Source organism: Microbacterium enclense (assembly GCF_004022425.1).
GTDB lineage: Bacteria > Actinomycetota > Actinomycetes > Actinomycetales > Microbacteriaceae > Microbacterium > Microbacterium enclense_A.
Window position 1 is genome coordinate 50,461 of the sequence record NZ_RBZY01000012.1, and the last position, 13,728, is coordinate 64,188.

General features: G+C 71.0%; 9 protein-coding genes and 1 pseudogene. All 10 read right to left on the minus strand.

Annotated elements, in window-relative coordinates; genetic code table 11:
* Nucleotides 1–75: 75 nt before the first annotated feature.
* Nucleotides 76–1,110, minus strand: a complete 1,035-nt coding sequence (locus tag D8Y23_RS04845; protein WP_128217039.1) for a hypothetical protein — start codon at nt 1,108–1,110, stop codon at nt 76–78.
* A gap of 23 nt (nt 1,111–1,133) precedes the next feature.
* On the minus strand, nt 1,134–2,264 hold the full coding sequence (locus D8Y23_RS04850) for a substrate-binding domain-containing protein (protein WP_128217040.1): 1,131 nt from the start codon (nt 2,262–2,264) through the stop codon (nt 1,134–1,136).
* Nucleotides 2,265–2,324: 60 nt separating this feature from the next.
* Nucleotides 2,325–4,877 (minus strand): hypothetical protein, encoded by a 2,553-nt coding sequence (locus D8Y23_RS04855; RefSeq protein WP_164878143.1) that lies wholly within the window; start codon nt 4,875–4,877, stop codon nt 2,325–2,327.
* A 201-nt stretch (nt 4,878–5,078) separates the two neighbouring features.
* Nucleotides 5,079–6,716, minus strand: coding sequence for a phosphate ABC transporter substrate-binding protein PstS (gene pstS / locus D8Y23_RS04860; RefSeq protein WP_205796850.1), 1,638 nt, complete (start codon nt 6,714–6,716; stop codon nt 5,079–5,081).
* Nucleotides 6,713–7,993 carry a phosphate ABC transporter permease PstA gene (gene pstA / locus D8Y23_RS04865; RefSeq protein ID WP_240663788.1) on the minus strand — a complete coding sequence of 427 codons (1,281 nt, stop codon included), beginning with the start codon at nt 7,991–7,993 and terminating at the stop codon, nt 6,713–6,715. Before pstA ends, pstS begins: the two co-directional genes overlap by 4 nt.
* Before the next feature lie 6 nt (nt 7,994–7,999).
* On the minus strand, nt 8,000–9,061 hold the full coding sequence (gene pstC, locus D8Y23_RS04870; protein ID WP_128217042.1) for a phosphate ABC transporter permease subunit PstC: 1,062 nt from the start codon (nt 9,059–9,061) through the stop codon (nt 8,000–8,002).
* 175 nt (nt 9,062–9,236) lie between these two features.
* Complete coding sequence (locus D8Y23_RS04875) at nt 9,237–10,907, minus strand: serine/threonine protein kinase (protein ID WP_128217043.1); 1,671 nt, start codon at nt 10,905–10,907, stop codon at nt 9,237–9,239.
* Nucleotides 10,900–11,442 (minus strand): hypothetical protein, encoded by a 543-nt coding sequence (locus D8Y23_RS04880; RefSeq protein ID WP_128217044.1) that lies wholly within the window; start codon nt 11,440–11,442, stop codon nt 10,900–10,902. Before D8Y23_RS04880 ends, D8Y23_RS04875 begins: the two co-directional genes overlap by 8 nt.
* A 263-nt stretch (nt 11,443–11,705) precedes the next feature.
* On the minus strand, nt 11,706–12,299 hold the full coding sequence (gene recR, locus D8Y23_RS04885) for a recombination mediator RecR (RefSeq protein ID WP_128217045.1): 594 nt from the start codon (nt 12,297–12,299) through the stop codon (nt 11,706–11,708).
* Nucleotides 12,299–13,728 (minus strand): annotated as a pseudogene (locus tag D8Y23_RS16725) (hypothetical protein); the annotation flags it as partial. The pseudogene D8Y23_RS16725 and the gene recR, both read right to left, overlap by 1 nt.

Sequence of the window (13,728 nt, forward strand, 5' to 3'; positions counted from 1 at the left end):
GGCAACGGAAACGGGGGCTGAACGAGGAAGGTCCGAGAGGAGGGGCGACGCCTGCGGCGCCGCCCCTCCCACGGGTCACTTCGAGACGAGCGTGAGCGTCATCTTCGAGGTGTAGGTGCCGGCGGGCGTGCCGGCGGGAGCGACGAGCTTCAGGTCCGCGTTGAGCGTCGTGTTGGGCTCGGTCGAGACACCCGCGCCGGCCGTGGCGAACGGCGAGGGGTACACGGCGCTACCGGCGACCTGCTCGGTGCCGGCCGTGGCCGCGTTACCAGCGGTCTTGGTGACCTTGACACCGAAGTTGGCCTTGTCGATGGTGTTCGCACCCGACACGAAGTTGGCGACGGACTGCGTGAGGTCCCAGCCCTTGCGATCGGCGGTACGGCGCGTGTCGGCGACGGCGATGCCGGTGATCGAGCCGGTGGACTCCGACAGCTTCTGCGCGTTGATCGACGTGGTCAGGGCGACGGACGTCGTCGGCACGGTGAAGGTGAGGTCGCCGGGCGCCTCCTGCACGTCGGCCGAGATGTCGATGTCCTTCGAGTCACCCGTCGGGTCCGGGTCGACCGTGCCCTCGACGGTCGGCGTGTAGGTGTAGTTACCACCGGGAGCGACGTTCAGGCGCACGAAGCTGACGCCCTTGACCAGGACACCGGCCTGGTCGGTAAACGCGATACCCACCGAGTAGATGCCGCCGTTGGCCTTGGCGGCCGCCATGCCGAGGCCGTCGATGTCGATCGGGCGGAGGGCCGGCGTGAGCACGGTCTTCAGGGCCGGGTCGTTGAAGCCGCTGAAGCCGCTACCGAGCCACTTGGTCGAGTCCAGCTCATCGCCGGGGTTGGAGAAGAAGGTGAACACGTTGGCGGCGTCGGCCGGACCGGTGAACATGTCGTCGTAGTCCGTGAATCCGGCGTCGAGCGGGTAACCGTAGACCGGGTCGTCCCACGCCTTGACGTCGGTGCTCTGGACGATCGTCTCTTCGGGGTTCCACAGCCACATCTGGTCGAGCGAGGGGGCCGGGGTGGGGGCAGCCGACGCGGCGAGGGCACCGCCGGCGGAGAGGGTGAGGGCGAGGACGCCGGCGAGGGCGGCCTTGATACGGATGTTCTTCATGAGTGATCCAATCGAGTGTGTGATCAGCCGGCCGCGTACGCGGCGATGGCGGTCGTGGAGCTGGGAGCGAGGAAGCCGAACTTGCGCTTGACGGCACCGGGCGCGAAGGGAGAGGTGGTGAAGTTGGTCAGGCTGGTGACCTTGGACGAGTCGACGAGACCGGCGAGGACCGCGTCGTAGGCGGGCGAGCCGCTGTAGGTGAACGACGACTGCACCTTGGCGCGCTCGACGATCAGGTAGGTGTCACGGCCGAACGTGGTGTCGGCGTAGAAACCGGTGCTCGGCACCAGGTTGGGCGCGGTGCCCGTGAACGGGACCTGGCCGGCGACGGGCGAACCGAGGGCCACCGTGGGAGCCGCGGCGACGGTGTTGACACCCGAGACGTTGTTGGCCTGGGCGACCCAGTTCGCCACCGAGAACGGGATGATCTGGTTGTCGCCGAGGACCGTGGCGTCGTTCTCGGGGGTGACGTTGCCCGTGTCGTTGACCGCGGGGGCCGTCGGAGCGCTGCCCGAGTAGCCGAGAGCGTTCAGGAAGAACGTGCGGGTACCCGAACCGGCCTGGGGCAGGCGCGGCGTGACGGGGACGCCGTCGATCGAGGTCAGCGTGCCGTCGTAGATCGACTTCAGCTGCGCAGGGGTGAGGTTCGCCCAGGCGGCGGTGCCACCCTTGTAGGCGTAGGCCACAGCGTCACGACCGAAGGGGACGTAGAGCAGGCGGCCGTTGGCGTTGGCGTTGGTGCCGGGACCGCTGGAGCTGCGGGCGATGTCGACCTGACCGGTGATCGCGCGAGCGGGGGTGGCGTTGTTGTTGACCGACCAGTTCGTGCCGCTGACCGAGGCGCGCAGCGCGTCGCGGCCCGAGCCCGAGCCGTTGGGACGCGCGAAGTACACGCCGCCCGGCTTGGTCTGGATCGCGGCGGAACCGAACGCGTCGAAGTTTCCGATCGACTTGCCACCGGCGAGGATGCGGACGGAGGCACCCGAGACGCTGGTGCCGTTGGTGAGGGCGTTCATCGAGTCCTGGAGCGTGTCCGAACCGACGACCGCGTAGCTGTTCGCGACCGGCTCCGCGGAGGCCGACGATGCGAAGGCGACGCCCGAGAGGACGAGGCCGACAGCCGCACCGAGTGCGGCGATCTTCTTGATCTTCACTGATGACCTATCTGTGGGTTGTTGTGATGAGAGGGAACTGCGGGAAGGAAAAGTCGGAGGTCACGTTCTGCGGGGCAGACGCGGGATGAGCAGCACGACCAACGCGGCGATGAGACCGGCGAGGAGGCTGATCGGCAGGGCGGCCGGAAGGGCGCCCGAATCGGGGTCGGCCGCGGTCTTCGCTCCGGCGAGCGCGCCGGCGACGGCCCCGGATGCGGCGGGGTTGGAATCCCCCGCCGGGGTCGATCCGGCGGGTGCTGCGGCCGCTCCGGTGGAGCCGCCGGACGCCGCCCCGGCACCCGTGGAGCTGCCGCCGATCGATCCGGAGGATCCACCGGGCCGCGGGGGCGTGGACGGCTGCGGCGGCGTCGTCGGACTGCCCGGGGTGACGCCGTTCTCCAGAGCGGTGGCTGCCGCGCGCGCCTGGACGCGCCACCCGTCGGGCAGTGGAGCGTAACCGTTGGGGAGCTGCCCCGTCTGAACCCCGGGGGCCTGACCGGGCTCCGCCGCATAGCGGATAAAGTCCGCGTAGACGCGGCGGACGTCGGCATCCTTCACGAACGGGCTCGCGGCGGCGTAGACGGGAAGCGCGAGCGGGTAGGCGCCCGCCGCTCGAGCCGCCTCCGGGCTTGCGGGATCGAAGCTGCGGACCTGGGTCTGAGAGCCGACCGTCGTCATCGCGGCAGCGGCCGCAACCAGCGCCTCGTTCGTGGGGCTCACGAACTCCCCCGCCGGGTTGCGCAGAGAAGCGGTGACCAGTTGATACTTGTCCGCGGCGGCGCCGTCGGTGAGGGAGACGACCGCCTGCGTGCCGGGCAGGTTGCGCGGGCTCCGGGTGTAGCGGGGCGGGTTCCCCAGAGGGTCCCAGGCGCTCAACGCCAGGCCGTCGCCGCGCAACGTGTAGTACGCCGCGTTGTCGAGGTCGTTCGTGTAGGGACGCCAGGTGACGGAGTTGATCGCCGCGGGGCCGTCCTCGACGGCCGGAACCTCGACGGGGTCGGGGCGGGGGAAGTTGTCGCGCGGCAGGGCGAAGGCGTTCCCGGTGGGATTCTTCGCCGCGTCGGTCGACGCGTAGGGGTTCACCACCATCCCCCAGGCGTCGGCATTCCCCGCGAGGAAGTCGCGAGCGTCCGCGTCGGCCATCACGTAGCCCCACAGCGCGGTGGCGACATCGGTGCGGCCCTGCGGCACGAGCATGTCGGCCACGGCCACGCTGGCGATCGCCTGCTGTGCCCACTCGGGGTCGTTGATCTCGAGGAAGTCGGGATCGAAGAGGAGGTTTCGGGGGTTCTCGCCGAGGTGCGACCGGTCGGCCTGATACGGCAGCGAATCGAGATACGACGAGGTCAGCAGCTTGGCGATGAGCCGCGGAGTCAGCTTCATGTCCGTCAGCGGCAGACGCGCCCGAGCGAGGGCATCATCGGGGACGGTTCCGTCCTGGCGCGGGAATCGGTCGATCGCGAAGCCCACCGTGACCGAGCTCAGCGCGATCGGCGCGTAGACGAGCTTGTCCTCCCCCTCCCCGCGGTAGGGCAGCGACGTCAGGGCGAGGGGCGCGTCGTCGCCGGCCGCGTTGGCCGTGGCCACCGCGTCGCTCTCGGTTCCGGTGAGGAGCGTGAACACGCTGCCTCCCGTCCCCGAGCACAGCGACGGCTGCCAGGACGACACCGCTCGCGCGACGACCTCGCTGCCCGCCAGCTGACGCTCGGCCGCACCGATCGCGCACCGCAGGCCCACCGGGCGGAAGTCGAGCTTGACCGCGACGTGGTGCTTCCAGTTGTCCCAGAAGAGGCCGGAGCTCACCACGGCGGCCTCACCCGTGTCGGCGGTACCGCGCGGGATGATCACGAGCCAGCAGGGCTGGCCGCTCGCGGCGTTGGCGTCGTCGGAGGTGCGGGTGCCGCATCCGAGTCCGCGGGACTGCGTGACCGTCTGGACCTCGAACTTCGTGCTGCCCGTACCGTCCGCGCCGGTGCCGGCCCACGGGATCTCGTTCGAGGTGTACTGGGTGAAGAAGGCGTTCGTGTTCACGTCGACGTCGGGCACGCGCGTGCCATCGACGACGGAGGCGATCGTTTCGCCGGTCGCCGATCGGAAGGGAACCGAGGTGTAGGCGGGGTCGAGGGAGCCGGATCCCGGCACGGAGAACGACTCGTCGGCCTCGGCCGTGCTGCCCTCGGAGCGGTATCCGTCTCGTGTCGCTCCGGGTGTTCCGAACGCGCCGTACTGGCACGTCGTGCGGTCGGGCTGCCCCGGGTTCTGCGGGTCGTCGCCCCAGCACTGCGCGATCTGCAGGAAGTTCTGGCCGCCGGACTGCTGCGTCGGCGGCGTCGATTCCTTGCCGCCGGTCCAGCTGATCTCCAGGCCCTGCGCGACGAGGCCCTTCGTCTGCGACACCGTCACGGAGAGATCCGGGAACGGGGAGTTCTCCCAATCCGAGTCGTAGGCCTTGGCGGTGACCGTCGCCGACGTCGCATCGGCCGCCGCGGCTGCGCCGGTCGGCAGCACGCCGCCGGCGGTCAGAGCGGCGAAGACGAGGCCGCCGACGAGCGCGCCGGACAAGCCGGACAGCACACGTCGCGCGGCGCGCCCTTCGGGTAGAGCACTACGCACGAGATTCTCCAGGTGAGGGCGACACCCTGAACGGGTGCCGACAGCGATGAAATTAGGGGCGGGTTGTGACTTCCGCATGAACGATCGACCAACGAGGGGTCGTATCTTGATGGAAGCCGGTGGTTCAGATATAAGCCCAGGTCAAGAGGCTTTTTGGCACGCCGGATGCCGCCTCCGGACGGGAGGCGGCGTGTATCGCGGTCAGCGTTTGCCGGCGGTGTTGGAACGCATGCGACGGAACCCCACGGGCGGGAGGACGATCGCCGCGATCAACAGCAACGCGGCGGCCAGCATGAGCCACTGCGGTGCCTTCCATCCGTCTTCGGCGAGGGTGAACGGAGACGAAACGGCAGCGGCAGCGACACCGCCACCCCCGCTCGCTGCCGACCCGGAAACGAGGTTGCCGTTCGCGTCGTAGACGGCGTCACCCACACCCGCCGCGGCGTCCGCCGGCCCCGCGGCCGCGGTCCCCGCGTCTGCCGTCGCCGCGCCCGCGGCGGAACCGCCCGCTCCCCCGGCCTCGGCGGAGGAGCCGCCCGAGCCGGTCCCCGTCACGGGCGTGTCGGTACCGGCGGAACCCGCGGTTCCGGAAGTGCACTGGTTCGGGCCCTGCTTGTCGCACTCCGCCGGCGCCGGCGCGGAGACCGCGAGCTGGTTGTTCGACGGCGAGTCGCCGGGCTTGAAGGTCGGGTTGTTGCATCGATTGATGTCGACGCCGTTCGCGTTGGCTCCCGGGATGCGCTTGAGCTGCTCCGAACCGGCCAGGACCAGGTTCATCGGGAGCGGCGAGTATCCCAGAGCGGTCGCCGACTGCTGCCCCTCGCAGAGCACGTACTCGGCGAAGCCGCCCAGGGTGCGGCCCTTCTCCGCCGTGAAGATCCCCGCCGTCTGCGTCGGCACGATCAGGTACGAGTAGCTCGACAGCGGGTACGTGCGCGGATCGCCGTTGTTGTAGACGCCGTCCAGGATCTGGGTCAGGTAGTCGGCCGAGTTCGGGTCGTTGTTGATCTGCGCCTGCAGCAGGGCGACAGCCACGGACGGCGCGGTCGGCTCGATGTAGTAACCGGCGGAGTTCAGGACCTTCGCGACGGGGAAGCCGGACTTCACCGCGTACGAGTACTCCACGTAGGTGATGGCGCCCTCGCCGTAATCCTGGCTGACGTAGCCGGCGACGCCGAGCGAGCCGTTCTGCGCCTTGCCGTTACCGGGCGTGGGGAACTGCGACGTCATTCCGCGCGTCCAGATGTCACCGTGCTGCTTCGACATCCAGAGGGTGAACTGCGCGGATGAACCGGATCCGTCCGAGCGCACGACGGGGACGATCGACCGGTCCGGCATCGCCAGGCCGGGGTTGTCGGCCTGGATCGCGGGGTCGTTCCACTTCGTGATGGCGCCGGAGAAGATCTTCGTCACCACGGCGCCGGACAGACGCAGGTTGGTGACGCGCTTGCCGCCGATCTTGAGGTTGTACATGAAGGCGGTACCACCGGCCACGATGGGCATGTACGCGTAACCGCTGCGTGGCACCTCGGGCTGCGAGCCGTCCTCCGGGTTGGACTGGAACGGGATCTCGCTGATCGCGAAGTCGACGGTGCCGTTGATGAAGTCGCGGCGACCGGCGGAGGAACCCACGCCCGAGTAGTTCACGGTCATGCCGTAGTTCTCACCGACGTTGCGGCGCCACTGGTCCAGTGCGTTCTGCGACCACGTGGACCCGGTACCGGAGATCGGCGCCCAGGAATCGGCGTGCGCCGCCGGAGGAGAAGACGAGACGAAGCCCGTGACCACGAGCACGGCGACGGCGGAAGCCGCCAGAAGAGAACGGATGCGGCGGATCACGGCTGGTCCTTCGAAGGGGTCGGGTCGTTCGGAAGCGCCTCGGCGGCGACACGGTGTCGGTTCTCGATGCGCTGGAGGTCTGCGGCCGACTGCGCGGTGCGGGCACGACGCTGGCGGGCGCTGAGCTGTCCGGGACCGCGGCCGCCGATGATGCGCGCGATCGCGAAGAGCAGGAGCACGAGCAGGAGGAGGGTTGCGGCCGCGCCGAATCCGCGGGCGATCATGTTCGGCTCGGGCGACTTGACGAAGTCGAACACCTGCAGGGGCAGGGAGATCATCGGGCCCGAGAACGGGTTGACGTTCATCACGGCTGTCACCCCGGAGGTGAGCAGAACCGGCGAGGTCTCGCCGATGCCGCGGGCGGTGCCCAGGATCACCGCGGTGACGAGACCCGAACGCGCCGTCGGAAGGACGACGTGCCAGACGGTGCGCCACCGGGAGGACCCGAGCGCGTACGAGGCCTCGCGCAGATTTCCGGGAACCAGACGAAGGACGACGTCCGAAGCGCGGATCACGATCGGCAGCATCATCACGGTGATCGCGAGCGACGCCGCGAAGCCCGAGCGCTCGTGGGTGATGAGCTGGATGACCGCCGAGTACACGAACAGGCCCGCGACGATCGAGGGCAGAGCCGTCATGGCATCCGAGATCGTCCGGACGAACCGCGCGAACCGGCCACCGATCTCGTTCATGAAGACGGCGGTCGCGATCCCGAGGGGAACGGTGATGGACAGGGCGATGGAGATCTGGATGAGCGTGCCGACGATCGCGTGCGCGATGCCACCGACGCTGAGCGGCTCGAGCGGGCCCGCGGACTCCATCGTCTGGACGAACGAGTTGAGATTGACCAGGGCCGGGAGCCCGCGGAACACGGCGAAGCACACCACGAACACGAGCGCGGCGATGAGGATCGAGGCGGCACTGTAGAGAAGCGCCGTCATCACGCGATCCGCCACCTCCTGACCGGTCGCCCGCAACGCCACCAGGAGCGCGTAGATGAGCACGAACAGCAGGTAGGTGACGATCGCCCACCCGACCGCCCCCGTCATCGGGGTGAACCACCCGAAGAGCAGGGTCGCGACCGCCAGCGCGGCACCCAGGGCTCCGGTCAGATTGAAGGTGTCCTCGGCGGTCGCGCCGCTCATGCGACGACGGGGACCGACGGGTTCGTTGCCGGGGGCGGGGCGGAAGGTGCGCTTCGGTCCGGTGTCGGAAGGGTCGCCGCCGCGGCCCCCCGGGCCTCCCGCGGCGATGACGGTCGTGATGGTTTCGTCCATGGCGGGTCAGCCCTCGCTCTGCGCGCCCGACCGCGAACGCGCCACGATCGAGGAAGCGGTGAAGTTGATCACCAGGGTGATCAGGAACAGGGCGAGGCCGGCCGCCATGAGGGCGGACAGACCGAACTCGCTGGCCTCGCCGTAGCGGAGCGCGATGAGCGCCGACACCGAGTTGCTGCCGGTCTTGAGCACCTGCCAGTTGATCGTGAAGATCGGCGAGATGATCAGGTAGACGGCGATCGTCTCACCGAGCGCACGGCCGAGACCGAGCATCGTGCCGCCGATGATGCCGCCGCGGCCGAACGGCAGAACGACGGTACGGATCATCCCCCAGCGGGTGGAACCGAGAGCCAGGGCACCCTCGCGCTCGCCGACGGGGGCCTGCGAGAACGCCTCGCGCATGACCGAGGTCTGGGTGGGGGCGACCATCAGGGCCACCACGATGCCGGCGATGAACGCGGAGGACGTGAACTGGCTGGCATCCGTCAGCCGCGCGCCGTCGGCATCGGTGACGGCGAAGACGGGGATCCATCCGAAGTAGTACGAGATCCACTGGGCGACGGGGATGACGTTCTGCTGAAGGAAGAACAGACCCCAGAGCCCGTAGACGACACTCGGGACCGCTGCCATCAGGTCGACGAGCGAGATGAGCAGGGAGCGCATCCGCGGCGGGATGATCTCGGAGATCAGCAGGGCCGTGCCCATGGCCAGCGGCACCGAGAAGAACATCGCGACGAGGGCGATCGTCACCGTACCGGAGAGCACCGCGGCGATACCGAAGGTCCGGGTTTCGGGCGACCACTCCTGTGTCGTCAGGAAGGAGAACCCGGCGACGCTGAGCGCATCGCCGCCGCGGAGCGTGAGGAAGAAGCCCACCGCGAGCATGATCGCGACCGTGATGCCACCGGCGGCGAAGGCGGTCGTTCGGAAGATGGAATCGGCCGTCGACGGGCGCGACGCGAGCGAGCGGGCGCGGGGACGATCATCGTCACGGGGCGGCGTCTCGTCGTCGTCGGGGGCGTCGGCGAACAAGACCTCGGTGATGTCGCCGGAAGAAGCAGCGTTCATCCGCGAGCGCGCCGACGGGAAGGCGCTGCGATGCGCAGAGTTCTACTCATGGAGCTTCCTGAGCGGAGAGGCCGGCGGCGGGTTCCGACCGGACGACGATCATCGTCGGGTGTGCTGGTGAACGACGGAAGACACAAGGGCGAAGAAGACCTTTCCGGGTCGTGAGGGAGGGACGTCATGCGCTCGGGTTCGGGGACGGTGTCGCCGACGCCGGGGCGGATGGGGTCGGGGTCGGGGCCGTCGCAACGATGAGCGTGACGGTCGAGCCCAGCGGGAGGCGTGTCGAGGCGGCGGGCTCGACGGCCGCAACGGCGCCGGAGATCCCAGGACGCTGCTCCCTCACCACGATGGGAATGAGCCCCGACCCGGTGATTCGGCCGATGGCATCCTCCTCGGCGAAACCGGCGAGGTCCGGGACGGCGTTCCACCCCGTGGCGATCACGAGATCGACACGGCTGCCGACGGAGACCTCGGTCCCCGCCGCCGGAGACCCGGCCACGACCGTCTGAGCGACGGCGGTTCCGTCCTGGTTCGTGCGCTCGCCCACCTCGAGACCCGCGCGGCGGAGGGCGTCGGCGGCGTCCGGGAGGCTCAGGCCCTGAACGTCCGGCGTCCGCACGAGAGCGGGCGCGGTGGGCGATGGCACGGCGCTGGTCGCGGTGGGTGTCGGGGTCGCGGACGGCGGATCGCTCGCGGGCGTCGTCGCCTCGGCCACCGGCGCGTCGGTCGACGACGACCCGGGTTCCGACACCGCGGGCCGTGCGGCGACCGCGACGACGGCCAGGATCATCGCCACGGCGGCGGCCGCGAGCACCCACAGCCACGGCGACGTGCGCCGCTCCTCGACGTCGTCGATGGCGGTCGCCGCGGCCGCCGGGGCGAGAACGCGGGTGGGCGCGACGACCGGACGGGGTGTCGGCGCGACCGCCGGCGCCACGGCCGCGGCCGCGCGCGGTTCGCGGGCGCGGGCCACCTCGTCGACCGCCGCGCGCATCGCAGCCGCATCCGGGAAGCGCTCGGACGGATCCTTCAACAGACCCCGCACGATCACCCGGTCGAGAGCCACCGGGATGCCGGGGACGGTCACGGACGCGGTAGGGGGCAGTGCCGTGAGGTGCGCCTCGACGACGTCGGCGGTGCGAGCTCGCGGGAACGGCGGGGTCCCCACGAGCGCGAAGTACAGAACGCCGGCAACCTGGTAGATGTCTCCGGCGACGCCGACGGGCTCGCCACGGAGTTGCTCGGGGGACGCATAGGAGGCGTTGCCCACGACACCGTCCCCCTCGGCGCTGCGCAAGACGTCGGCGCCGCGTGCGGACTCGCCGATCGGGGCCGCGAGTCCGAAATCGACGAGGCGGACGTCCCGAACGACCCCTTCGGGGCCAGGGGTCATCAGGACGTTGGCGGGCGAGATGTCCCGGTGGACGACCCCCACCGCGTGGAGGGCGGCAAGCGCGTCGAGCAACTGCCCGACCGCGGTGGCGGCGGCGAGAACGTCGAGACGTCCCGAGGTGCGGACGGTCTCGGAGAGCGAGGCGCCGCGCACCAGCTCCCACGCGGTCCAGGTCCGGTCCGGGGTCCGCCCGTCGCCGAAAGCACGCAGCGCGCAGAGGCCGGGATGCGTGACCCCGGCCACGACCTCCGCCTCGCGCAGGAACGCGTGGGCGAGCGCGACCTCGGACGCGAGGTGCGGGTGAAGCACCTTCAGCGCGACGTCCTCGCCCGTGAACAGGTCACGGGCCTCGTACACCGAGGCGGTCGCACCGGCACCGAGCAGTCCGCGGATCTGGAACCGTTCCGCCACCGTCGAGGGCGCGGGGTGTGTCGCGTCGCCGCCCTCACTCATGGACGTCGATGGACTCGCGCGCCTGCCGATGGCGACGACCGGAGCGCGTGCCGATGTTCACGGATCGCACGATGCTCGCGCGTGCGAGGTTGTCGCGCGCGGCGCGCGCCGCTGCGGCCGCCTCCCCCGGTGACTCGTACCAGCGCGAGCAGATGAGCACCGGCTCGTCCGCGAGCCGCAGCGCCCAGCCGTGGCGCATCGAGAGCGTCCCCCGCATCACCATCGCGGTCAGCTCGCCCGCCCGCCCGCTCAGGGCCTCGGCATCCGCCCACGCCCGATCGGGCGACGGGTGGAGCACGCTTCCTCGCCCCAGCTCTCGGTTGTTCGTCGCCAGAAGGCGCCACACGCCGAACACCCCGTCCTTGAGCGGGCCGTCCGCCGGTCGCTGGGTCGGCGGAGCCAGCGGCGCGACATTCGGAAGCACGCGCGCACGGAACGAGAGCCACGCGACGAGCATCGGGTCGGTGGGCGACCGGAACGTATCGAAGACCACGCGCGCGGTCGCCGTCGGTCGTGCGGAGAGCTGGTCGCTCACGGAAAGGCCCCTGTCTGACGGACCTGCGCACCGGGTTTCGGGCTCCTCGGTGCTGTTCCGCAGGGATGAACGTGCTCCCGTCGGATTGCCGTTTCAGGAGCAACGGGTGAACGAGGGGTTCACCACCCCTCAACGCTCAGTTCACCCAGTCCGCGCGCCTCGCTGCGCCTCTCGGCACCGGCGGAGGCGGGTCGGCACCGGCGGCGCGACGCCCGGGAGAAGGCGCCATCGACGGCCCCGGGGAAACGTGCGCACGACGCCGATCAGAGCGTGCGGCGACCCTCGAACGCGCGACCCAGGGTGACCTCGTCGGCGTACTCGAGGTCACCGCCGACCGGGAGACCGGATGCCAGGCGGGTGACGCGGATCTCGAGCGTATGCAGCAGCCGGCTGAGGTAGGTGGCCGTGGCCTCGCCCTCGAGGTTCGGGTTGGTCGCGAGGATCACTTCTTGGACCGTGCCGTCCGCGAGCCGCTGCATGAGGGGGGCGATGCGCAGATCGTCGGGGCCGATCCCCGCGATCGGACTGATCGCCCCACCCAGCACGTGGTACAGCCCGCGGAACTCGCGCGTGCGTTCGATCGCCGCGACGTCCTTCGCATCTTCGACGACACAGATCAGGGTCGTGTTCCGCCGCGGGTCGCGACAGATCGAGCATCGGTCCTGTTCGGAGACGTTGCCGCAGATCTCGCAGAAACGCACCTTCTCGCGCACCTCGCCGAGCAGCTGCGACAGCCGCGAGACATCGAACGAGGGCGACTGGAGGATGTGGAACGCGATGCGTTGTGCGGACTTGGGTCCGATGCCCGGAAGCCGGCCGAACTCGTCGATCAGGTCTTGGACGATGCCGTCGTACATCAGCTGAACCTCGTCGGGGGCTCGTAGGGTTCGTCGCGGACGTAGTTCGCTCCGAGCATCTGGCGGACCACGGCCTCGCCGTAGCGCTGCACTCCCCCGCTCAGCGGTGCCAGGCGCGGCGCGACGACCGGCGGCACGGGGAGATCGGCTTCGTCGTCGGGGGGCGGGATGACGTCGTCGTCGTCGACCTCGTCGGGGGCGGTCACCGAGCGGCTGACGTCGGCAGCCGGGAGCACGGTTCCCTCGAAGGGCGGCGGGGCGACGCGGAGCGCGGGTTGCACGACGACGTCGTCGGGCTCGTCGTCGACCGCGAGGGCGGTGGCCGCGGAGCCAGGCGCCGGCGCGGCGTGCGCGGGGCCGCGGGGTGCGACCGCGGCCGCCGGAGCGGGAGCTGCGGCGAGCGGGGCGACGGGCGCGGCGGCGGGGCTCGGGGCCGACCCCGCACCGGCCGGGGCGCCGGGGATCGGCGCGACCGCCCAGTCGGTGACGGACGCGGAGGCGTACGGGGTCGACGACCGCGCGGCCGACCCCTGCGGCGTGGCCTGCGTCCCACCATCGGAACCGGGCGCGGGTGCGCGGGGTGGCGTGCCGCCCGACCCGCCGTCGCCGTCGAGCCGCGCGAGGTACTTGACGCGGATGCCGAGCACCGACTGGATCGCTTGACGGAGGTCCTCGCTGGGGCCGCCGTCGGCCGACCGGGTCTTGAACGCGGCGAGATCGGCGGAGGTGCGGAAGCCCAGGGTGAGCACGTCGTCGTCGAACGCGAGGACGGACGAGGTCGACACGACCAGCCACGAGCCACGGCTGAGCGCCTCGAGCTGCCCGAGCACCTCGGGCCAGGCGTCGCGCACGTGCGAGAGTTCGAGCGGCCCCACGGGCACCACCGGCGGCGTCGGCGCCGCGTGTTCGAGCGGCGACGCGTCGTCGCCCGAGGGGCGGTCGGCGGTCGCGGCGTCGTCATCGGTCGGCCCGCCGTCGGCGGTCGGTGCAGTGTCGAACGGGTGCGGGTCGGCGGCTGACGTGCCTGCGGGGGCGTCGCCCGTGGCTTCGGGGGCGCCGGTCGGACCCGTCGCCGTGTCCGGCGCCACCGGTGCGGACGCGGGGGGTGGCCCGGCAGCGGACCCGGGCTCGACGTCGTCGAACGGCGGCGGAGCGTCGTCGTCGAACGGGGGCGGCACGTCGTCGTCGGACGGCGCGGTCGCGGCCGCCACGGGCGACGTGCGTCCCGGTGCGGCGGCCGGAGCCGCGCCCCCGCCCGGGTTCGCGACGGTCGGCCGAGCGCCGCCCGGCGACGCGACCGCGGGGGCGGCTACGCCCGGCGCGGCCACGGCGGGAGCCGCGACGGTCGGAGCCGCAGGCGACGCGACGGCAGGCGCCGCGACGGTCGGAGCCGCAGGCGCCGCGGCGGGAGACGGCGTCCGGGCGGCGG

Bases quoted from the DNA above. Each gene is read 5' to 3' on its own strand.
- D8Y23_RS04845 (WP_128217039.1), bottom strand. From the start codon at position 1,110: ATGAAGAACATCCGTATCAAGGCCGCCCTCGCCGGCGTCCTCGCCCTC.
- pstC (WP_128217042.1), bottom strand. From the start codon at position 9,061: ATGAACGCTGCTTCTTCCGGCGACATCACCGAGGTCTTGTTCGCCGAC.
- D8Y23_RS04875 (WP_128217043.1), bottom strand. From the start codon at position 10,907: ATGAGTGAGGGCGGCGACGCGACACACCCCGCGCCCTCGACGGTGGCG.
- recR (WP_128217045.1), bottom strand. From the start codon at position 12,299: ATGTACGACGGCATCGTCCAAGACCTGATCGACGAGTTCGGCCGGCTT.
- pstA (WP_240663788.1), bottom strand. From the start codon at position 7,993: ATGGACGAAACCATCACGACCGTCATCGCCGCGGGAGGCCCGGGGGGC.